Origin of the sequence: Limosilactobacillus vaginalis DSM 5837 = ATCC 49540, assembly GCF_000159435.1 — a bacterium.
Taxonomy (GTDB): Bacteria; Bacillota; Bacilli; order Lactobacillales; family Lactobacillaceae; genus Limosilactobacillus; species Limosilactobacillus vaginalis.
In genome coordinates, this window is sequence record NZ_GG693414.1 from 142,050 (window position 1) to 157,840 (window position 15,791).

At 41.5% G+C, this 15,791-nt stretch carries 13 protein-coding genes and 1 pseudogene; all 14 read left to right on the forward strand.

What is annotated here, in order from left to right; all coding sequences use genetic code 11:
- Positions 1–119: 119 nt before the first annotated feature.
- On the forward strand, positions 120–776 hold the full coding sequence (locus tag HMPREF0549_RS05860; RefSeq protein ID WP_040531409.1) for a thiamine diphosphokinase: 657 nt from the start codon (positions 120–122) through the stop codon (positions 774–776).
- A gap of 131 nt (positions 777–907) precedes the next feature.
- Positions 908–1,093 (forward strand): 50S ribosomal protein L28, encoded by a 186-nt coding sequence (gene rpmB, locus HMPREF0549_RS05865; protein WP_003713527.1) that lies wholly within the window; start codon positions 908–910, stop codon positions 1,091–1,093.
- A gap of 207 nt (positions 1,094–1,300) precedes the next feature.
- On the forward strand, positions 1,301–1,663 hold the full coding sequence (locus HMPREF0549_RS05870; protein ID WP_040531417.1) for an Asp23/Gls24 family envelope stress response protein: 363 nt from the start codon (positions 1,301–1,303) through the stop codon (positions 1,661–1,663).
- A 25-nt stretch (positions 1,664–1,688) separates the two neighbouring features.
- Positions 1,689–3,395 carry a DAK2 domain-containing protein gene (gene fakA, locus HMPREF0549_RS05875; protein ID WP_003717347.1) on the forward strand — a complete coding sequence of 569 codons (1,707 nt, stop codon included), beginning with the start codon at positions 1,689–1,691 and terminating at the stop codon, positions 3,393–3,395.
- A 78-nt stretch (positions 3,396–3,473) separates the two neighbouring features.
- Positions 3,474–5,510, forward strand: a complete 2,037-nt coding sequence (recG, locus tag HMPREF0549_RS05880) for an ATP-dependent DNA helicase RecG (protein WP_040531420.1) — start codon at positions 3,474–3,476, stop codon at positions 5,508–5,510.
- A gap of 13 nt (positions 5,511–5,523) precedes the next feature.
- Positions 5,524–6,531: a phosphate acyltransferase PlsX gene (gene plsX / locus HMPREF0549_RS05885; RefSeq protein WP_003717349.1), complete on the forward strand. Its 1,008-nt coding sequence runs from the start codon at positions 5,524–5,526 to the stop codon at positions 6,529–6,531.
- Between the two features lie 58 nt (positions 6,532–6,589).
- Entirely contained in the window at positions 6,590–6,844 is a 255-nt protein-coding gene (gene acpP / locus HMPREF0549_RS05890) for an acyl carrier protein (RefSeq protein ID WP_003717350.1), read from the forward strand.
- 84 nt (positions 6,845–6,928) lie between these two features.
- Complete coding sequence (gene rnc, locus HMPREF0549_RS05895; protein WP_040531496.1) at positions 6,929–7,627, forward strand: ribonuclease III; 699 nt, start codon at positions 6,929–6,931, stop codon at positions 7,625–7,627.
- Positions 7,628–7,632: 5 nt separating this feature from the next.
- The gene (gene smc, locus HMPREF0549_RS05900) at positions 7,633–11,196 is read left to right on the forward strand and encodes a chromosome segregation protein SMC (protein ID WP_003717352.1); all 3,564 of its coding nucleotides are present in this window, start codon (positions 7,633–7,635) and stop codon (positions 11,194–11,196) included.
- A gap of 16 nt (positions 11,197–11,212) precedes the next feature.
- Positions 11,213–12,583 carry a signal recognition particle-docking protein FtsY gene (gene ftsY / locus HMPREF0549_RS05905; protein ID WP_003717353.1) on the forward strand — a complete coding sequence of 457 codons (1,371 nt, stop codon included), beginning with the start codon at positions 11,213–11,215 and terminating at the stop codon, positions 12,581–12,583.
- A gap of 14 nt (positions 12,584–12,597) precedes the next feature.
- Positions 12,598–12,939, forward strand: a complete 342-nt coding sequence (locus HMPREF0549_RS05910; protein ID WP_003717354.1) for a putative DNA-binding protein — start codon at positions 12,598–12,600, stop codon at positions 12,937–12,939.
- Between the two features lie 3 nt (positions 12,940–12,942).
- On the forward strand, positions 12,943–14,397 hold the full coding sequence (gene ffh, locus HMPREF0549_RS05915) for a signal recognition particle protein (protein ID WP_003717355.1): 1,455 nt from the start codon (positions 12,943–12,945) through the stop codon (positions 14,395–14,397).
- A 322-nt stretch (positions 14,398–14,719) separates the two neighbouring features.
- Positions 14,720–15,157 carry a YSIRK-type signal peptide-containing protein gene (locus HMPREF0549_RS05920; protein WP_003717356.1) on the forward strand — a complete coding sequence of 146 codons (438 nt, stop codon included), beginning with the start codon at positions 14,720–14,722 and terminating at the stop codon, positions 15,155–15,157.
- A gap of 33 nt (positions 15,158–15,190) precedes the next feature.
- Positions 15,191–15,791, forward strand: a pseudogene (locus HMPREF0549_RS09890) (mucin-binding protein); the annotation flags it as partial.

Here is a 15,791-nt window from a genome sequence, read left to right on the forward strand (position 1 = left end):
TAGGGTTTCAGAGTTCGGTTATACTGGACACTGGAACCCATTTGCGTACCGCGCTGTTCGTATTTGAACTTGGTAAAAGTACTTATGTCACAGTCCCTTTTCTTTATAAGGAGAAGTTAATGCGGGTAAATATTATGGTGGGTGGACCTGATTCATTAATTCCATTATCAGTAGTCCACGCACGTCAAAACGAAAAATGGGTAGGAGTTGACATTGGTGCAACTCGCTTGCTCAATGAAGGGATAACGCCAGCGGTCGCAGTTGGAGATTTTGATTCAACAAATGCTCAACAATTTAACCGGGTAAAAGGAGCGATTGATGATATTCACCTTTTTCCTCCTGTAAAGGATTATACTGATACGCAGCTTGGCGTGAAAAATGCAATCGAACTTTACAAGCCGGATCAGATTACGATTTTTGGTGCAACTGGCGGGCGGCTAGATCAATATTTGAGCAATCTCTTTTTGCCATTAGAAAAAGAATTCAAGGGTTACTTAGAAAAAATCCAACTTATAGATAAGCAGAATATTGTTGATTATTATTTGCCGGGAGAATATGAGATTAAGGCTGAGGCGGGCTTTAAGTACCTTGCTTTTGTTAATTTAACGCCAGTAACTGGATTAACATTGGTTGATGAAAAATACCCGTTAACTAACTGGAATTCGTCTACTCCCTTTTGTTGGTCAAGCAATGAATTCAATGGGGAAGTAAACCATTTCAGCTTTCAATCAGGGGTTGTTGCTGTTATTAAGTCCCGTGATTTAATAATTAAGTAAGCCTGTCAAGGAAAATTACTTGAAAGAAAACTATTGCATTGTTACTCAGCCTATGGTAAATTGTTTAAGTGAGTTATAGCGCAGATGCGTAAAAACGAAAAAACATAGATGAGAAGAGGAGGGTACCACCAATGGCTAAAGATTTTATCAACGGTAAACGGACACGCTTTGGTAACAAGCGTTCTCACGCCCTTAACTCAAGTCGTCGTAGCTGGAAGCCTAACTTGCAAAAGGTAACCATTTTGGTTAACGGCAAGCCTAAGAAGGTTTACGTTTCAGCACGTACACTGAAGTCCGGTAAAGTGACTCGGGTTTAATTAAATCAGAAAATATGGTCGTTCAGTGATGAGCGACTTATTTTTTATTTTAAAAATAGTATATGCCATTAATCATTTTTGGCAGACGACTTTTTTCATTTCGTCTGCTATGGTATTATTAGTATGAGTTTTTACACAGTATGATTGCTAATCAATGCTTGTCTTATATAATAGGGCATTGATTGACCAATATAAGGAGGCCATATGATGGCGGTTAAAATTAAAACACAATCTGGAATGATCGATATCGATAATGACGTAATTTCAGCAGTTGTTGGTGGCGCTGCTACTGATAACTATGGTGTAGTGGGAATGGCATCGCGCAATCCACTTCGCGATGGTGTTAACCAAATCCTGCGTCGCGAAAACTTTAGTCGCGGGGTTGTTGTTCGTCAACAAGATAACGGTGTTGCCATTGATGTGAATATCATCGTCGGTTATGGTACTAAGATCTCAGAAGTATCAAAGAGTGTTCAATCAAAGGTAAAGTACAACCTTGAATCAATGCTTGGCATTACAGCAAACTCAGTTAATGTTTGTGTTCAAGGTGTTCGCTCACTTGATGATTAATTTGCGTTACTAGGAGGAAAGATAATTGGCTGTAACTGAAATTACGAATCTTGAATTTGGCAAAATGGTTCAAGCTGCTGCTAGTAAGCTGAGCAAGAATGCCGAATTTATCAATTCACTGAATGTTTTCCCTGTTCCTGACGGTGATACGGGGACAAACATGACATCTTCAATGGCTAGTGGTGCTAAGTACGAGCGCAACGCAAACAGCACGAAGGTTGGCGATTTAGCTGCTGCCTTAGCTAAGGGATTGTTAATGGGTGCCCGTGGGAATTCCGGAGTGATCCTTTCACAAATTTTCCGTGGCTTTGCTAAAGGGGCAGAAGGAAAAACAGTTCTTGATGCTCATGATTTTGCTGAGGCTTACGGCAATGGTGCTAAGGTTGCGTATAAAGCTGTCATGAAGCCAACTGAAGGGACAATTTTAACCGTTGTCCGTGAATCAGCACAGGCTGGATTAGAGAAAGCTAAGCAAACCGACGATATTATTGAGGTTATGCATGTAATTTATGAAGCATCAACGGTTGCTCTTAAGAAGACCCCTGAATTACTGCCCGTTCTTAAGCAGGTCGGGGTTGTTGATTCCGGTGGTCAGGGGCTTGTTTTTGTCCTTCAGGCTTTTGATGAAGCCTTAAGTGGTAAGGTTGATAAGGATGACAGCTATAAGCCCGATAACGCCGAAGTTGACGAAATGGTTAAGGCAATGGACCACAAGAGCGTCCAGGGGAAACTGAATCCAGAAGACATTCAATACACTTATTGTACGCAAATGCTTGTGCGGATTGGTAAAGGAAAACAGGTTAAGCAAAAGTTCGATTATGATACTTTTTATAATTACCTTGCCAAAATAGGTGACAGTCTCCTTGTCTTAAACGATGATTCTGTTGTTCGGGTCCATGTTCATACTGAACACCCTGGTGAAGTTTTATCATGGGGTCAACAGTTTGGTGATCTTCAAACCATCGAAATTCATAACATGGTTTGGCAACAAGAAGAGATTATGGAACACGATGAAGAAGAAGCGGAACGCTCAGAAACACCAATTGACAAAGCTCGTGAAGCATCTAAGACTAAGCCAGAAACTGCTGTGATTGCGGTTACGTCTGGTGATGGAATTGCTAAATTGTTAAAGAGCCTTGGAGTAACCCACGTTATTAAGGGCGGTCAAACAATGAATCCAAGCATTCAAGATATTGCGGATGCAATCAATAATAGTGGTGCCAAGCAAGCAATTGTTTTGCCAAATAACGGTAATATCTTTATGGCAGCAGAACAGGCTGCTGACATTGCAGATATTCCAACTGTTGTGGTTCACAGTAAGACAATTCCACAAGCAATGAGCGCACTTCTTGAATATAATCCAGAAGCATCATTAGAAGATAACCAATCAAACATGGAAGCCAACCTTTCCACAGTTAAGAGTGGTGAGGTTACTAATGCTATTCGGGATACCGAAATTGATGGGCAAACAATAAAAAAAGATGACTTTATGGGAATTGTTGATGGGAAGATTGTTGATACCGATCCAGACCTTAAGAAAGCTGCTATCAAGATGGTTAAACAAATGCTTGATGAAGACAGTGAAATTGTGACAATTCTGTATGGTCAAGACGGCGATAAAAAGACGGCTGAAGAAATTAAGGCAGCTGTTGAAGAAATGGACGATGAGTTGGAAACCGAAATTTATGAAGGTGGCCAACCAGTATATCCATATTTGATTTCCGTTGAATAATATAAGTTAAGGAGTTGGATGCAGAACACCAGTCAACTGATGTCCATCCAACTCTTTTTACAGTGAGGAGGGAGGATGATGAAAAGTCTTCAGGATCCAGTTTCGGTATTAAAAGGAGTTGGCCCTAAACGGGTGGCTGATTTAGCAACTTTAAATATCGATACGATTGAAGATTTATTGACATACTACCCGACAAGGTATGATGACTTTACAGCAAACGATTTAAGTACGGTTAAGGACAAGCAACGGGTAACTATTAAGGGAAAGATTGTTTCTGAACCCTTATTTAGCCGGTTTGGTTACCGTCGAAATCGGCTAAGTTTTCGGTTGCAAGTGGGTCAACAAGTTGTCATGGCCACGTTTTTTAACCAACCATATCTGAAAAAGCAAGTAGAGTTAGATCGACAGGTAACCGTAATGGGAAAGTGGGATGCTAGTCGTCAACAGGTAACCGGGACTAAATTAGTAACGGCAACGGGGACTCCAGAGAATGAATTTGGCGCCATCTATCCCACAAATAAACATCTTCGGCAAAGTACCTTGAGATCGTTAATCCGTCAAGCGTATGAAGATTATCAGCGGGTTATCCCAACATTACTCCCCACCTTTCTTCGCCAAAAATATCGTTTGTTAGATCGCCGTGAAATGATTAAGGATCTTCACTTCCCAGGAAGTCAAATGATTGCTAAAGCAGCACGACGAACTGCGACATATGAGGAGTTCTTCTTATTTCAATTGCGTCTGCAAGCGATCAGACGAGCACACCGTCAAGAAGATGGTACACGAATCTTGTACCATAATGACGAATTAAAAGAATTTATTTCTCAGCTCCCGTTTGAACTTACAAATGCGCAAAAGAAGGTCGTCAATGAAATCTGTCGTGATTTACGACAACCAATTCAGATGAATCGCCTTCTTCAGGGAGATGTCGGTTCTGGAAAGACGATTGTTGCTGCAATTGCCATTTATGCGACAATCAGTGCAGGCTATCAGGCAGCTCTAATGGCGCCAACTGAAATTTTGGCAACCCAGCATGCAGAAAAATTAGCCAAAGTCTTTGCGGGGACTCATGTTCATGTTGGCTTACTTACTGGTTCACTGACCGCTAAACAACATCGTGAATTAGTTGGCGCGATAAAAAAGGGCGACATCAACTTAATAATTGGAACGCATGCATTGATTCAATCGGACGTAGAGTATGCTAATCTTGGCTTAGTAATCACGGATGAACAGCACCGGTTTGGTGTTAACCAACGTCAACAATTACGGGAAAAGGGTGAACACCCGGATGTCCTTGCCATGACAGCAACGCCAATTCCACGGACATTAGCGATTACTTCATATGGTGAAATGGATGTGTCAGTAATTGACAAATTACCAGCGGGAAGAAAACCGATTGAAACACGCTGGCTAAAAGATAAGCAAAGCAATGACGCATTAAAGTTTCTTCGTCAGCAATTAGCTAGTGGAGCACAGGCTTACGTTGTCAGTCCGCTGATTGAAGAGTCAGAAGCATTGGATGTTCAAAATGCGACTGACCTTTATGAACGATTAGCTAATTACTTCCAACCAGATTATCAGGTTGGCCTTTTACATGGCCGCCTAAATGGGGAAAAAAAAGATGCCGTAATGAAAGATTTTCAAGACGGTAAAATCCAGGTTCTTGTTTCGACGACGGTTGTTGAGGTCGGTGTTGATAATCCTAATGCGACCGTGATGATTATTTATAACGCTGATCGCTTTGGCCTTGCTCAGTTGCACCAACTGCGCGGTAGAGTAGGGCGTGGTGAACGGCAAAGTTATTGTTTGCTAATTGCTGATCCCAAAACAGATGAAGGAACGGCACGAATGAAAACAATGGTTGCCACGACTGATGGTTTTAAGGTTGCACAACGGGATCTTGAACTTCGTGGAGCAGGTGATGTCCTTGGGGCAAAGCAATCAGGGCTTCCTGACTTTAAGGTTGGCGACCCGATTGGCGATTTGAAAATTTTACAAATTGCTAAGGAAGATGCAGCAAACCTATTAGCAACACCCCATTGGGATCAGGTGGATGATAATCAGCCACTAGTTCTTTACTTAAAACGAAACCAACTTGAAACGCACTTTGACTAGGAGGGTTTATATAATGAAAATTGCTGTAGATGCAATGGGCGGTGATAATGCCCCTAAAGCAATTATTGAAGGGGTCGAAGAAGCTCGGGACTTGTATCCCGATTTGACCTTTGATCTCTATGGTGATCCAGCTAAAATTAAAGCGGTGATTACTAACCAGGATCGTTTGAATATCATTGAAACTACTGAAGAAATTTCGATGGGTGAAGAGCCAGTTCGGGCAATCCGCAAGAAGAAGGATTCATCAATTGTTCGGGCGGCTAAAGCAGTTAAAGAAGGGGATGCAGATGCATTCTTTTCTGCTGGTAATACAGGAGCAGTTTTGGCTGCGGGAATCTTTATTGTTGGACGAATTCATGGAATCGATCGTCCCGGATTAACCAGTATTCTCCCAATTGCTAAGCCGGGATCAAAACGCCAAAATTTTGTTTACCTTGATACTGGTGCTAACGCTGAAAGCAAAGAAAAAAATCTTGTTCAGTTTGCTTACCTTGGTAAATTTTACGCAGAAAAAGTTCTCGGGGTTGCTAATCCACGGATTGCACTGCTTAATAATGGTGCTGAAGAGGATAAGGGCGATAAGCTCCATAAAGATGTTTGGCAGTTGCTTAATGCAGAAGATGAACTTAACTTTATCGGCAATGTTGAATCTGGTGACCTCTTATTCGGTAAGGCTGATGTTATCGTCAGCGATGGCTGGACAGCTAATGCCGCATTGAAGGCCACTGAAGGAACCGCTAAAATGATGCTAACGTTGATTAAGGATGGTATCCTAAATGGTGGTATCCGTGCTAAGTTAGGCTACCTAATGCTGAAGCCGGTCTTTCACCGGATTGGTCAAAAAATGAGTGCTTCAACTTATGGGGGTGCTGTCCTTCTTGGCTTAAAAGCACCTGTAGTTAAGACGCATGGTTCATCAGATGCGACAGCCGTTAAAAATACCATTAGTCAGATTCGGACAATGCTAAGAACTGGTGTCATTAATGAAACCGTTAAATTTTTTAACCAAAACAATGAGTAGACAAGAAGACAAAAAACGCCTAAAATAGTAGCGAACTAATAAAGAGAGGTAACAGTCAATGGCTGAAGATAAAAAGCAAGAAATCTTTAATAAGGTTTCAGAAATCGTGGCTGATCACTTTGATGTTGATCGGGCAAAAATTACCGATGAATTAAATTTAAAAACAGATTTAGACGCTGATTCAATTGACTTTGTTGAATTTGTCCTTGAACTTGAGGATACGTTTGGTGAAGAAATTGATGATGAAGATGCTGAAAAGTTAAGTACGATTGGTGAAGTAGTTGACTACATTGCCGAACATACCGCTGATTAATAATTCTTTGAGGTCCGCGATGAAGGCTTGTACTTTATCGCGGCTTTTTTCACATCTTTAACGAAAAGAAAGGAAGTTTTTACTATTAAGGATTTACAAGACTACCTGGCCAAGGAATTTGATATTCATTTTACTAATCCCGATTTGCTTGCAGAAGCATTTACTCAGGCTTCATACGTAAACGAGCACCCTCATCAAGGACTTAAATTTTATGAGCGGATTGAATTTCTTGGCGATGCTGTGTTGGAATTGATTGTTTCTGAATACATCTATAAGCGTTTTCCAGAGCTGCCGCAGGGGAAATTGACCCGTTTGCGGGCTGCGATGGTTTGCGAAGACAGTTTCTCTAAATTTGCTAAGGAATGTCATTTTGACCAATATATCCGTTTGGGTCACGGTGAAGAAATGGCGGGTGCTCGTCAGCGTCCAGGATTGCTTTGTGATATTTTTGAATCATTTATTGGAGCTCTTTACCTGGATCAGGGACGCCCTGCCGTTGAGAAGTTTGTTCGGCGAGTAATCTTTCCTAAGCTTGATTTGGGCTGGTTTGACCATGCAGTTGATGCAAAGACAAGCCTTCAGGAGTTCTTACAGCGTGATGGTGATGTTGATATTGAATATCACCTTCTTCAGGAATCAGGAACGGAGAACGATCCAGAATTCAAAGTGAACGTTTCAGCTGATGGAAAGGTAATCGGTGAGGGAACTGGTTCCTCCAAGAAACACGCTGAAATGAAGGCGGCAAGTCAAGCACTTAATAAGCTACGTCAAGAAGGTAAGTAGGCACTATGCAGTTATTATCTCTAACATTGGATGGCTTTAAGTCCTTTGCTCAGAAGACAACAATCAAGTTTGAACCAGGAATGACAGGAATTGTTGGGCCAAACGGAAGCGGAAAGAGTAATATTATCGAAGCAATTCGCTGGGTAATGGGTGAACAATCTGCTCATCAGCTTCGTGGCGATAAAATGGCTGATGTTATTTTTAACGGTTCTAGTGACCGGAAGCCGCTTAATCGGGCACTTGTATCAATTACTTTTGATAATAGTGATCGTTACCTTGCTAGTGATTTTACCGAATTAACAATTACCCGGAAATTATACCGAAATGGTGATAGTGAGTACTTGGTTAATGGTCAAGAGGTTCGCTTAAAAGATATTACCGATCTCTTCATTGATTCTGGATTAGGTCGGGAGTCTTTTTCCATTATTTCCCAGGGACAAATTGAGGCAATCTTTAACGGTAAACCAGCTGATCGGCGTTCAATTATTGAAGCAGTGGCTGGGGTTGCAAAATACAAGAAGAATAAGGATACTGCCGAAAAACGGCTCAGCTCAACTATGGACAACCTTAACCGGGTTAACGATATCATTGCTGAGTTAACGAGCCAGCTTGAACCTTTGGCTGACGAAAGTGCCCTTGCTGAGGACTATTTAGAGCAGAAGGGGCAATATGATCTTCTTGATCGTACTCAGACAGTACGGCTTTATGAGCAAACTAGTAAGGAATTAACGGAGCTGAAAGTTAAGCTAGCAAATGATCAAAAGCTGGTCAGTGATTATTCGGCTCAGCTTGCCAAATCCACTGCAGAATTAAATCAGTTAAAGCAACAACAAGGTAACCTGCAGACACACAAAGACCAACTACAGGCAAAAATCCTTACGACTACCGAAATGATTGGTAAATTGCAAAATCAGCAATCGGTGTCCTCAATTAAGCGTGAACAGCAGCTGCAGGAACGGGAACGATTAACTGACCAACTGCAGAAGCTGAAACAGCAGCAAACAGAGATCGACCAAAAATTAACGCAGGCTAATGAACAGGTTCAGTCACAAAAAAAGGAAATTGCTAACCACCAGGAAGAATTAACTGCTGCCAAGAAAATGACTAGTAGTCAACGGATTCAGCATGTTAATGAAGAATTAGAAAAATTGCGGGGAAATCAAGTTGATTTAATGCAGCAAATTACAACTCTGCAAAACCAGCAAGCTTTTCTGAAGAGTAATCACGAGCAAACCATCAACGCGCAGCAGCAAAGCAATGCTGAACTGCAGGCTGCTCGGGAACGGTTAGCTAAAATTAAGGCTCAAGAAGCAACGGCTAAACAAGAAGCAACGGCCCAGCAAGCTCACGTTACTGATCTTCAAGGTCAGTTAAGGGGCCAGCAAGAGAAGCAAGAACGTTTACAGCGACAGTATCAAGAAGCACAGCGCTCTTGGTACCAATCACTTGGGGATGTTCATTCGCTTCAATCACGTCTGAAAAATTATCATTCAATGCAGGAAGAATACTCTGGATACTATCAGGGAGTTCAAAATGTTTTGAAGCAACGGCAACAGTTTTCGGGTCTTGACGGCGCCGTGAACGAGTTGTTAGATGTTCCAGAAAAATATACAACGGCGATTGAGACAGTCCTTGGCAGCCAATTGCAACAACTAGTAGTTGATCACCAGTCAACTGCTAAACAGATCATTAATTATTTAGTCCGTCATCGTGCGGGACGTGTAACCATCTTGCCCCTTGATACGTTAAAGCATCATCAGACTTCACCGATTTTTAACCAGTTACAGTCGCTAGCTGGGTATGTTGGTCGGGCAACCGAATTAATCAATTATGATTCTAAGTACGATGTGGTTGCGCAACATCTTCTAGGGAATACGGTTATCGCTGACAATCTTGATCATGCAACAGAAATTTCTCGGTATGGTCATCACTATGTCAGGGTTGTAACGCTCGATGGCCAGTTAATTAATGCGAGCGGATCAATGACCGGGGGTGCCAATCGTCACCAACGAATTGGTCTGCTTAGTCAAAAACAATTAGCTAATCAGTTGCAAAATGCGCTCAATAAAGAGCAGGTTACTGCAAAGCAATTAGAGAAACGGGTTGCCCAATTGCAGGGGACCCAAAAGAAAATTGATGAGCAGTTAACTGATCTCCAGACTCAGTTGCACCAAGCAAGCGAACAACTTCATTCAGCCACGGGGCAGCAGCAAGTATTGCAAAGTCAGCGCCAAACAATTGAACGTCAGGTATTTGCTCTTAAGTTTCAATCTGGTCAACAGGATGATCAGCACGCTGATTATGAGCAAAAAGTACAGCAAAATACTCAACAGCTGAAAGATGCTCAACAGCAGTTTGACGCTAATAAGCACCGGACTGGTGAACTTCAGGAGCAAATTAAGCAGTTGCAAAGTGACGAGTCAGCGCAAAGCCAGCAGCTTCATCAGATGGAGCAGTGGATTGCAGTTGCTCAGGAACGGTTGCAACAGCTTAAGAGTAGCCGGCATGCTCTGCAACAGGAGAAAAATTCACTTCAAATTAATGCTGATCACCTTGAACAACAAATTCATCGGCTTAATTTACAAATTAATAATGATCATGCAGACGATGAGTCAAATGAAACAGCTTTGCAGGATGCTACTCAGCAGTTAACGACTGTTAAACAACAGTTAGTTACTACTAAAGAGAAACTGAACTCGCTTAGTAAGCAGGTTGCTAATGCTGAAGACAGTCATAACCGATTACGTGATTTATTAGCAGCAGCAACAAATGAACGAAACCAGCTTGATGCTCAACGGATTCGCCATGAATCACAGTTGGATAGTTACCTGAATCATTTGAGTTCGCAGTATTCAATGACTATTGGTGAGGCAAAAGATAAAGTTAGCGACCTTCCGGATGATCAACTGAAGATTAAATTGAAGTTGTTAAAACGGGGATTAGCTGATCTTGGTGAAGTCAATACTGGAGCGATTGCTGAATATAAGCGAGTTAAGGAACGGTACGATTTCTTATCAACACAACAAGCAGATTTATTGGCTTCGCGTGATCAATTAAATGAAACAATGGCTGAAATGGACGAGCAGGTTAAAGCAAGATTTAGCGAAACGTTTAATAAGGTTTCAACTGCATTTGACCAGACGTTCCAGCAGATATTTGCTGGTGGTCATGCCCGGTTAGTCTTAACGGATCCCCACGATATTTTAACAACGGGAATTGATATTATGGCCCAGCCACCTGGGAAGAAAAATCAGCGAATGAGTCTTCTTTCAGGTGGGGAGAAGGCATTGACCGCAATTACTCTATTATTTGCAATCCTAAAAGTCCGGCCGGTACCATTTGCAATTCTTGATGAACCTGAGGCAGCACTTGATGAAGTTAATGTGCAGCGCTTTGCTAACTACCTGAGTAATTTTGGAAATGACGGTCCACAATTCATTGTGATTACTCACCGTAAGGGAACAATGATGAATGCTAATGTCCTTTATGGGGTAACGATGCAGGAGTCAGGAGTATCCAGGATGGTTTCCGTTGATGTTATTGATACCTTAGAAAGTTCAAACGACTAGGAAGAAGGCGTAATTTATGGGATTATTTGATATTTTTCGTCGGCATAAGAAGCACGAGGATAGTCAAGAAAAGCAAACTAAGGAGCTAGAGAACGGTAGTGAGGTACCAGCAGCTTCAGAAAGTGCTAGTAGTGAATCTGCAGTGCAGGAAGCAGCTACTGATGCTGAGCAGGATTCCTCTGCCACTGTAGAATCGCAACCTCAAAGTGAAGCTGTTCCCGAAAGTTCAACTCCAGTATCTTCGGCTCCCGCTGAGCAAAATGTTGAAGCAGAGAGTTCCGTTGAGGAGGAAATGGTCACAAGCCAAAATGATGAACCAGAAGAAACTTCAACGGCAGAAAGCAATTCTCAAGTAGCTGAAGAGCCAACTCCTGCACCGGAAAGTGAAGTTAAGGAAGAAACAGAAGAATCAACAGATGTAAATACTGACGAAACGGTTGATGAGGAAAGCACAGCAGCAAAGTATGACCAGGGACTAGAAAAGTCACGGACAGGATTTGGTGCTCGGCTTAATCGCTTCTTAGCTAATTTCCGTCATGTTGATGAGGACTTCTTTGATGATCTTGAAGATTTACTGATTGAGTCCGATGTTGGTTACGATATGGCAATGAAACTTAGCGATGAGCTTCGTGAAGAAGTCAAACTCCAGAATGCTAAGAGCAAGCAGGACGTTTCTAACGTTATTATTGAAAAAATGGTTGAGCTGTATGACGAGGCAGGAAAAGATGAAAAGTCTGACCTGAACTTCGCTAAGGAAGGACCAACCGTGATCATGTTTGTTGGTGTTAATGGTGCTGGGAAGACAACTACCATTGGGAAGATGGCTGCATTGTTTAAGAGCCAGGGGAAGAAAGTCCTTTTGGCGGCAGCTGATACTTTCCGTGCAGGGGCTACCGAGCAACTTGATGTCTGGGCTAAACGTGATGGCGTTGATATTGTTACTGGCCCGGAGAACGGTGATCCGGCTGCAGTTGTATTCGATGCTGTCCAAAAGGCAAAAAAAGAGGATTATGACATCTTATTCGTTGATACTGCGGGACGGTTACAGAATAAGGTTAATTTGATGAAAGAATTAGCCAAGATGAAGCGGATCCTAACTCGTGAAATTCCTGATGCCCCGCATGAAGTTCTCCTTGTATTGGATGCGACAACTGGTCAGAATGCTTTGAACCAGGCTAAATTATTTAAGGAAAGCACGGATGTGACGGGGATTGTCCTAACTAAGCTTGATGGGACTGCCCGCGGGGGAATTGTCTTAGCCATCCGAAATGAACTCCACCTTCCAGTGAAGTATGTTGGTTTGGGTGAAAAAGTTAATGACCTGCAGAAGTTCGATGCTAGTGAATTCGTTTATGGCCTGTTTAAGGATTTGGTTGAAGTTAATTAGTTGAGGAGTTGCTGATGGAAATTGAAAAAAACGAGCGGATTAATTCGCTATTTGAGTTTTATCAACCGCTCTTAACAGAGAAACAAAACCAGTATCTTGAGCTTTACTATGCTGATGATTTTTCACTTGGTGAGATTGCTGAAAACTTCAACGTAAGTCGTCAGGCAGTGTATGATAATATTAAACGGACCGAAAAGATCTTAGAATCATATGAAGCCAAGCTGCATTTAGATGCTGAGTTTCAAGCACGGAATAAGCAAGCTGATGAAATTCAGCAATATGTTAAACAACATTATCCAAACGATCGGCAGTTAAACAACCTTGTGGGACGTTTGGAAAATTTGGAGGAAGAATAAAAGATGGCATTTGAAGGATTAACAGATCGTCTTCAAAAGGCGATGGAAAAGCTACGACGGAAGCCCAAAGTTACCGAAGCCGACCTTCGTGAAACAATGCGGGAAATTCGGCTAGCATTATTGGAAGCCGATGTTAACTTTGCCGTTGTAAAGGATTTCGTTAAGAAAGTTCGGGAAAAGGCTGCTGGTGCGGAAGTCCTTAAGGGATTAAATCCAGCCCAACAAATTGTTAAAATTGTTAACGATGAATTAACTGAATTAATGGGTGAAGAAGCAGTTCCGCTTAATAAGTCTTCCCATATTCCGACTGTTATCATGATGGTTGGTCTTCAAGGGGCCGGTAAAACGACCACTGCTGGTAAATTAGCCTTACGTTTGAAGAATGAAGACAAGGCACGACCACTGTTCATCGCTGCCGATGTCTACCGGCCAGCCGCAATTACTCAGTTAAAGCAGGTTGCTGACCAGATTGATGTTCCGGTTTTTGAAAAGGGAACTGATGTTGATCCGGTTGAAATTGTTCGCCAAGGGATGGAAGTTGCCAAGCAAAATCATAATGACTATGTAATTATTGATACTGCTGGTCGTCTGCAAATTGATGAACAATTGATGGATGAGTTGGCAAACATTAAACAACTTGTGAACCCTGATGAAATTTTGCTGGTAATTGACTCCATGACGGGGCAAAATGCCGTCAATACGGCTCAGGGATTTGATGATAAGCTTGATATTACTGGTGTGGTATTAACCAAGCTCGATGGTGATACCCGTGGTGGTGCTGCCATGTCAATCCGTGCTGTTACCGGAAAGCCAATTAAGTTTGTCGGTGAAGGGGAAAAGATGGAAGATCTTGATGTCTTCCACCCAGACCGGATGGCTTCACGAATTCTGGGGATGGGGGACATGATGACCCTAATCGAAAAGGCCCAGAAAGATTTCGATGAAGAGCAAGCTCAGGCCACAATGGATAAGATGCGTGAAAATACTTTTGATTTCAACGACTTCTTATCACAGATGGACCAAGTAACGAAGATGGGTCCATTAGAAAACATCATTAAAATGATGCCGGGGATGGCCAATAACCCTGCATTAAAGAATTTGAACCTTGATCCAAAGCAATTAGATCACATTCGAGCCATTATTTACTCCATGACTCCAGAGGAACGGGAAAATCCTGACTTGATGAACCCAAGTCGGCGTCGGCGGTTAGCTGCTGGGGCTGGCCGGCCAATTGTGGAAGTTAACCGAATGATTAAGCAATTTAATCAGATGCGGAAGATGATGAAACAAGTTACTAATGGTAATTTTAATGGAATGCAGAATATGTTTGGTGGTCAAATGCCGGGAATGCCAGGTGGTCGAATGGGACAAATGGCGATGAGTCACATGGCACGGAAGATGAAAAAGGATAAGCAAAAGCGGATTAAGAAGTTACGTAAACTACGGAAAAAACACTAAATAATAAACAATAACCGGTTAGTTAAGGGCGATAAGTGATTAGCTAACTGGTTATTATTTTTAAAATTATTATAAAGAGAATAATTTGTTTGAACTGCAAGTTAGAACACACTTAAATAGACATTAATTATAATTATGAAAAATTAATTAAGACCTTTAATCGTAATTTTTCAATTTATCCAATTATCACTTGATTGATTTAAAATTAGACATCTTGCTATCAAAAACTTAAAGGGCTAAAATTACGGTGATTTGGTAAAGCTATGATAAGCCTTTTCCAAAACTACATAGAGAAAACTAGCCGATAGGTGGAGTGATTAACATGGTTTCAAAGAGAAATAAAAAGTACTTAATTACAAAACAGGAACGGTTAATTCCGCATTATGGATTGCGGAAGTTAAGTGTAGGGGTTGCTTCTGTTTTGTTATCAACGTCAATTTTAATGGGGATGGCCACAAAAGCTCAGGCTGATACTGTTGACGGAGAAGCTAATCAGGAGATTGGTCAAACCACTAAATCTTCAGTAAAAGGCTCGACTAATTCAGTTACCCTGAAAGATAATCAAGCACCGACTGAAACTTCGACAACACAAAAACAGGATCAGACACCAGCAAAATCGACTGCTTTGGATAATGATTCTCAGCAGACCGTTCAAGCAACCGTTACCCCAACCACTTCCATTAATGATCAGGTTGGCAGAACAATTAATGTTGTTACTCATGACGTTACTGAAACTACTGGAAATAAGGCAACAGGATAACGGGGGACAACTGACCTTGATTTAGAATTGTCCGTGGCTGCTGACGAGATTAGTAAGATTAAGAATGGTGATTATCTTGATATTAGTTTAGGCCTTCCTTATACCACAGTTGATAATCATACTTATGTTTTTAGCTATGGTGCGGTAAATAAAGATAATCAGACGCCAATTTATTATCAAGGAATGATTGTTGGATATCTAGTTCCTGCAGGAAATACAGAAAGTTATAAGCAATCAGTTCCTCAATATTCAGGGTCGGCTAATCCTAATTGGAATGTTATTGATAATGACAATAGTGAAGAACTTGCAAATCTTGGAAGCAATGGTTATTACCAAATCGTTTTTAATAATGCCCTAAGCGAATATGTAAAAAGGAATCCCGGTAAGAATAAGAAGTTAACGATTAGTGTGAACCTAACTTGGTACAATCCGAGTGGTAATGGTGAAAGAAGTGTCTATAAACCCAGTGAGATGATTTCTCTTTATGGTAATAATCAATCATCCTCGAAGTATACGCCAAGCGATGACTTGAAGATTGGTAATCAGATATTTTCTAGTGGTATTAGTTTAAGTGTTGTCCCTAAAAAGCAGGGGACTAGTGAAATCCCGGTTGCAGATAAGATCGTTCAAAATT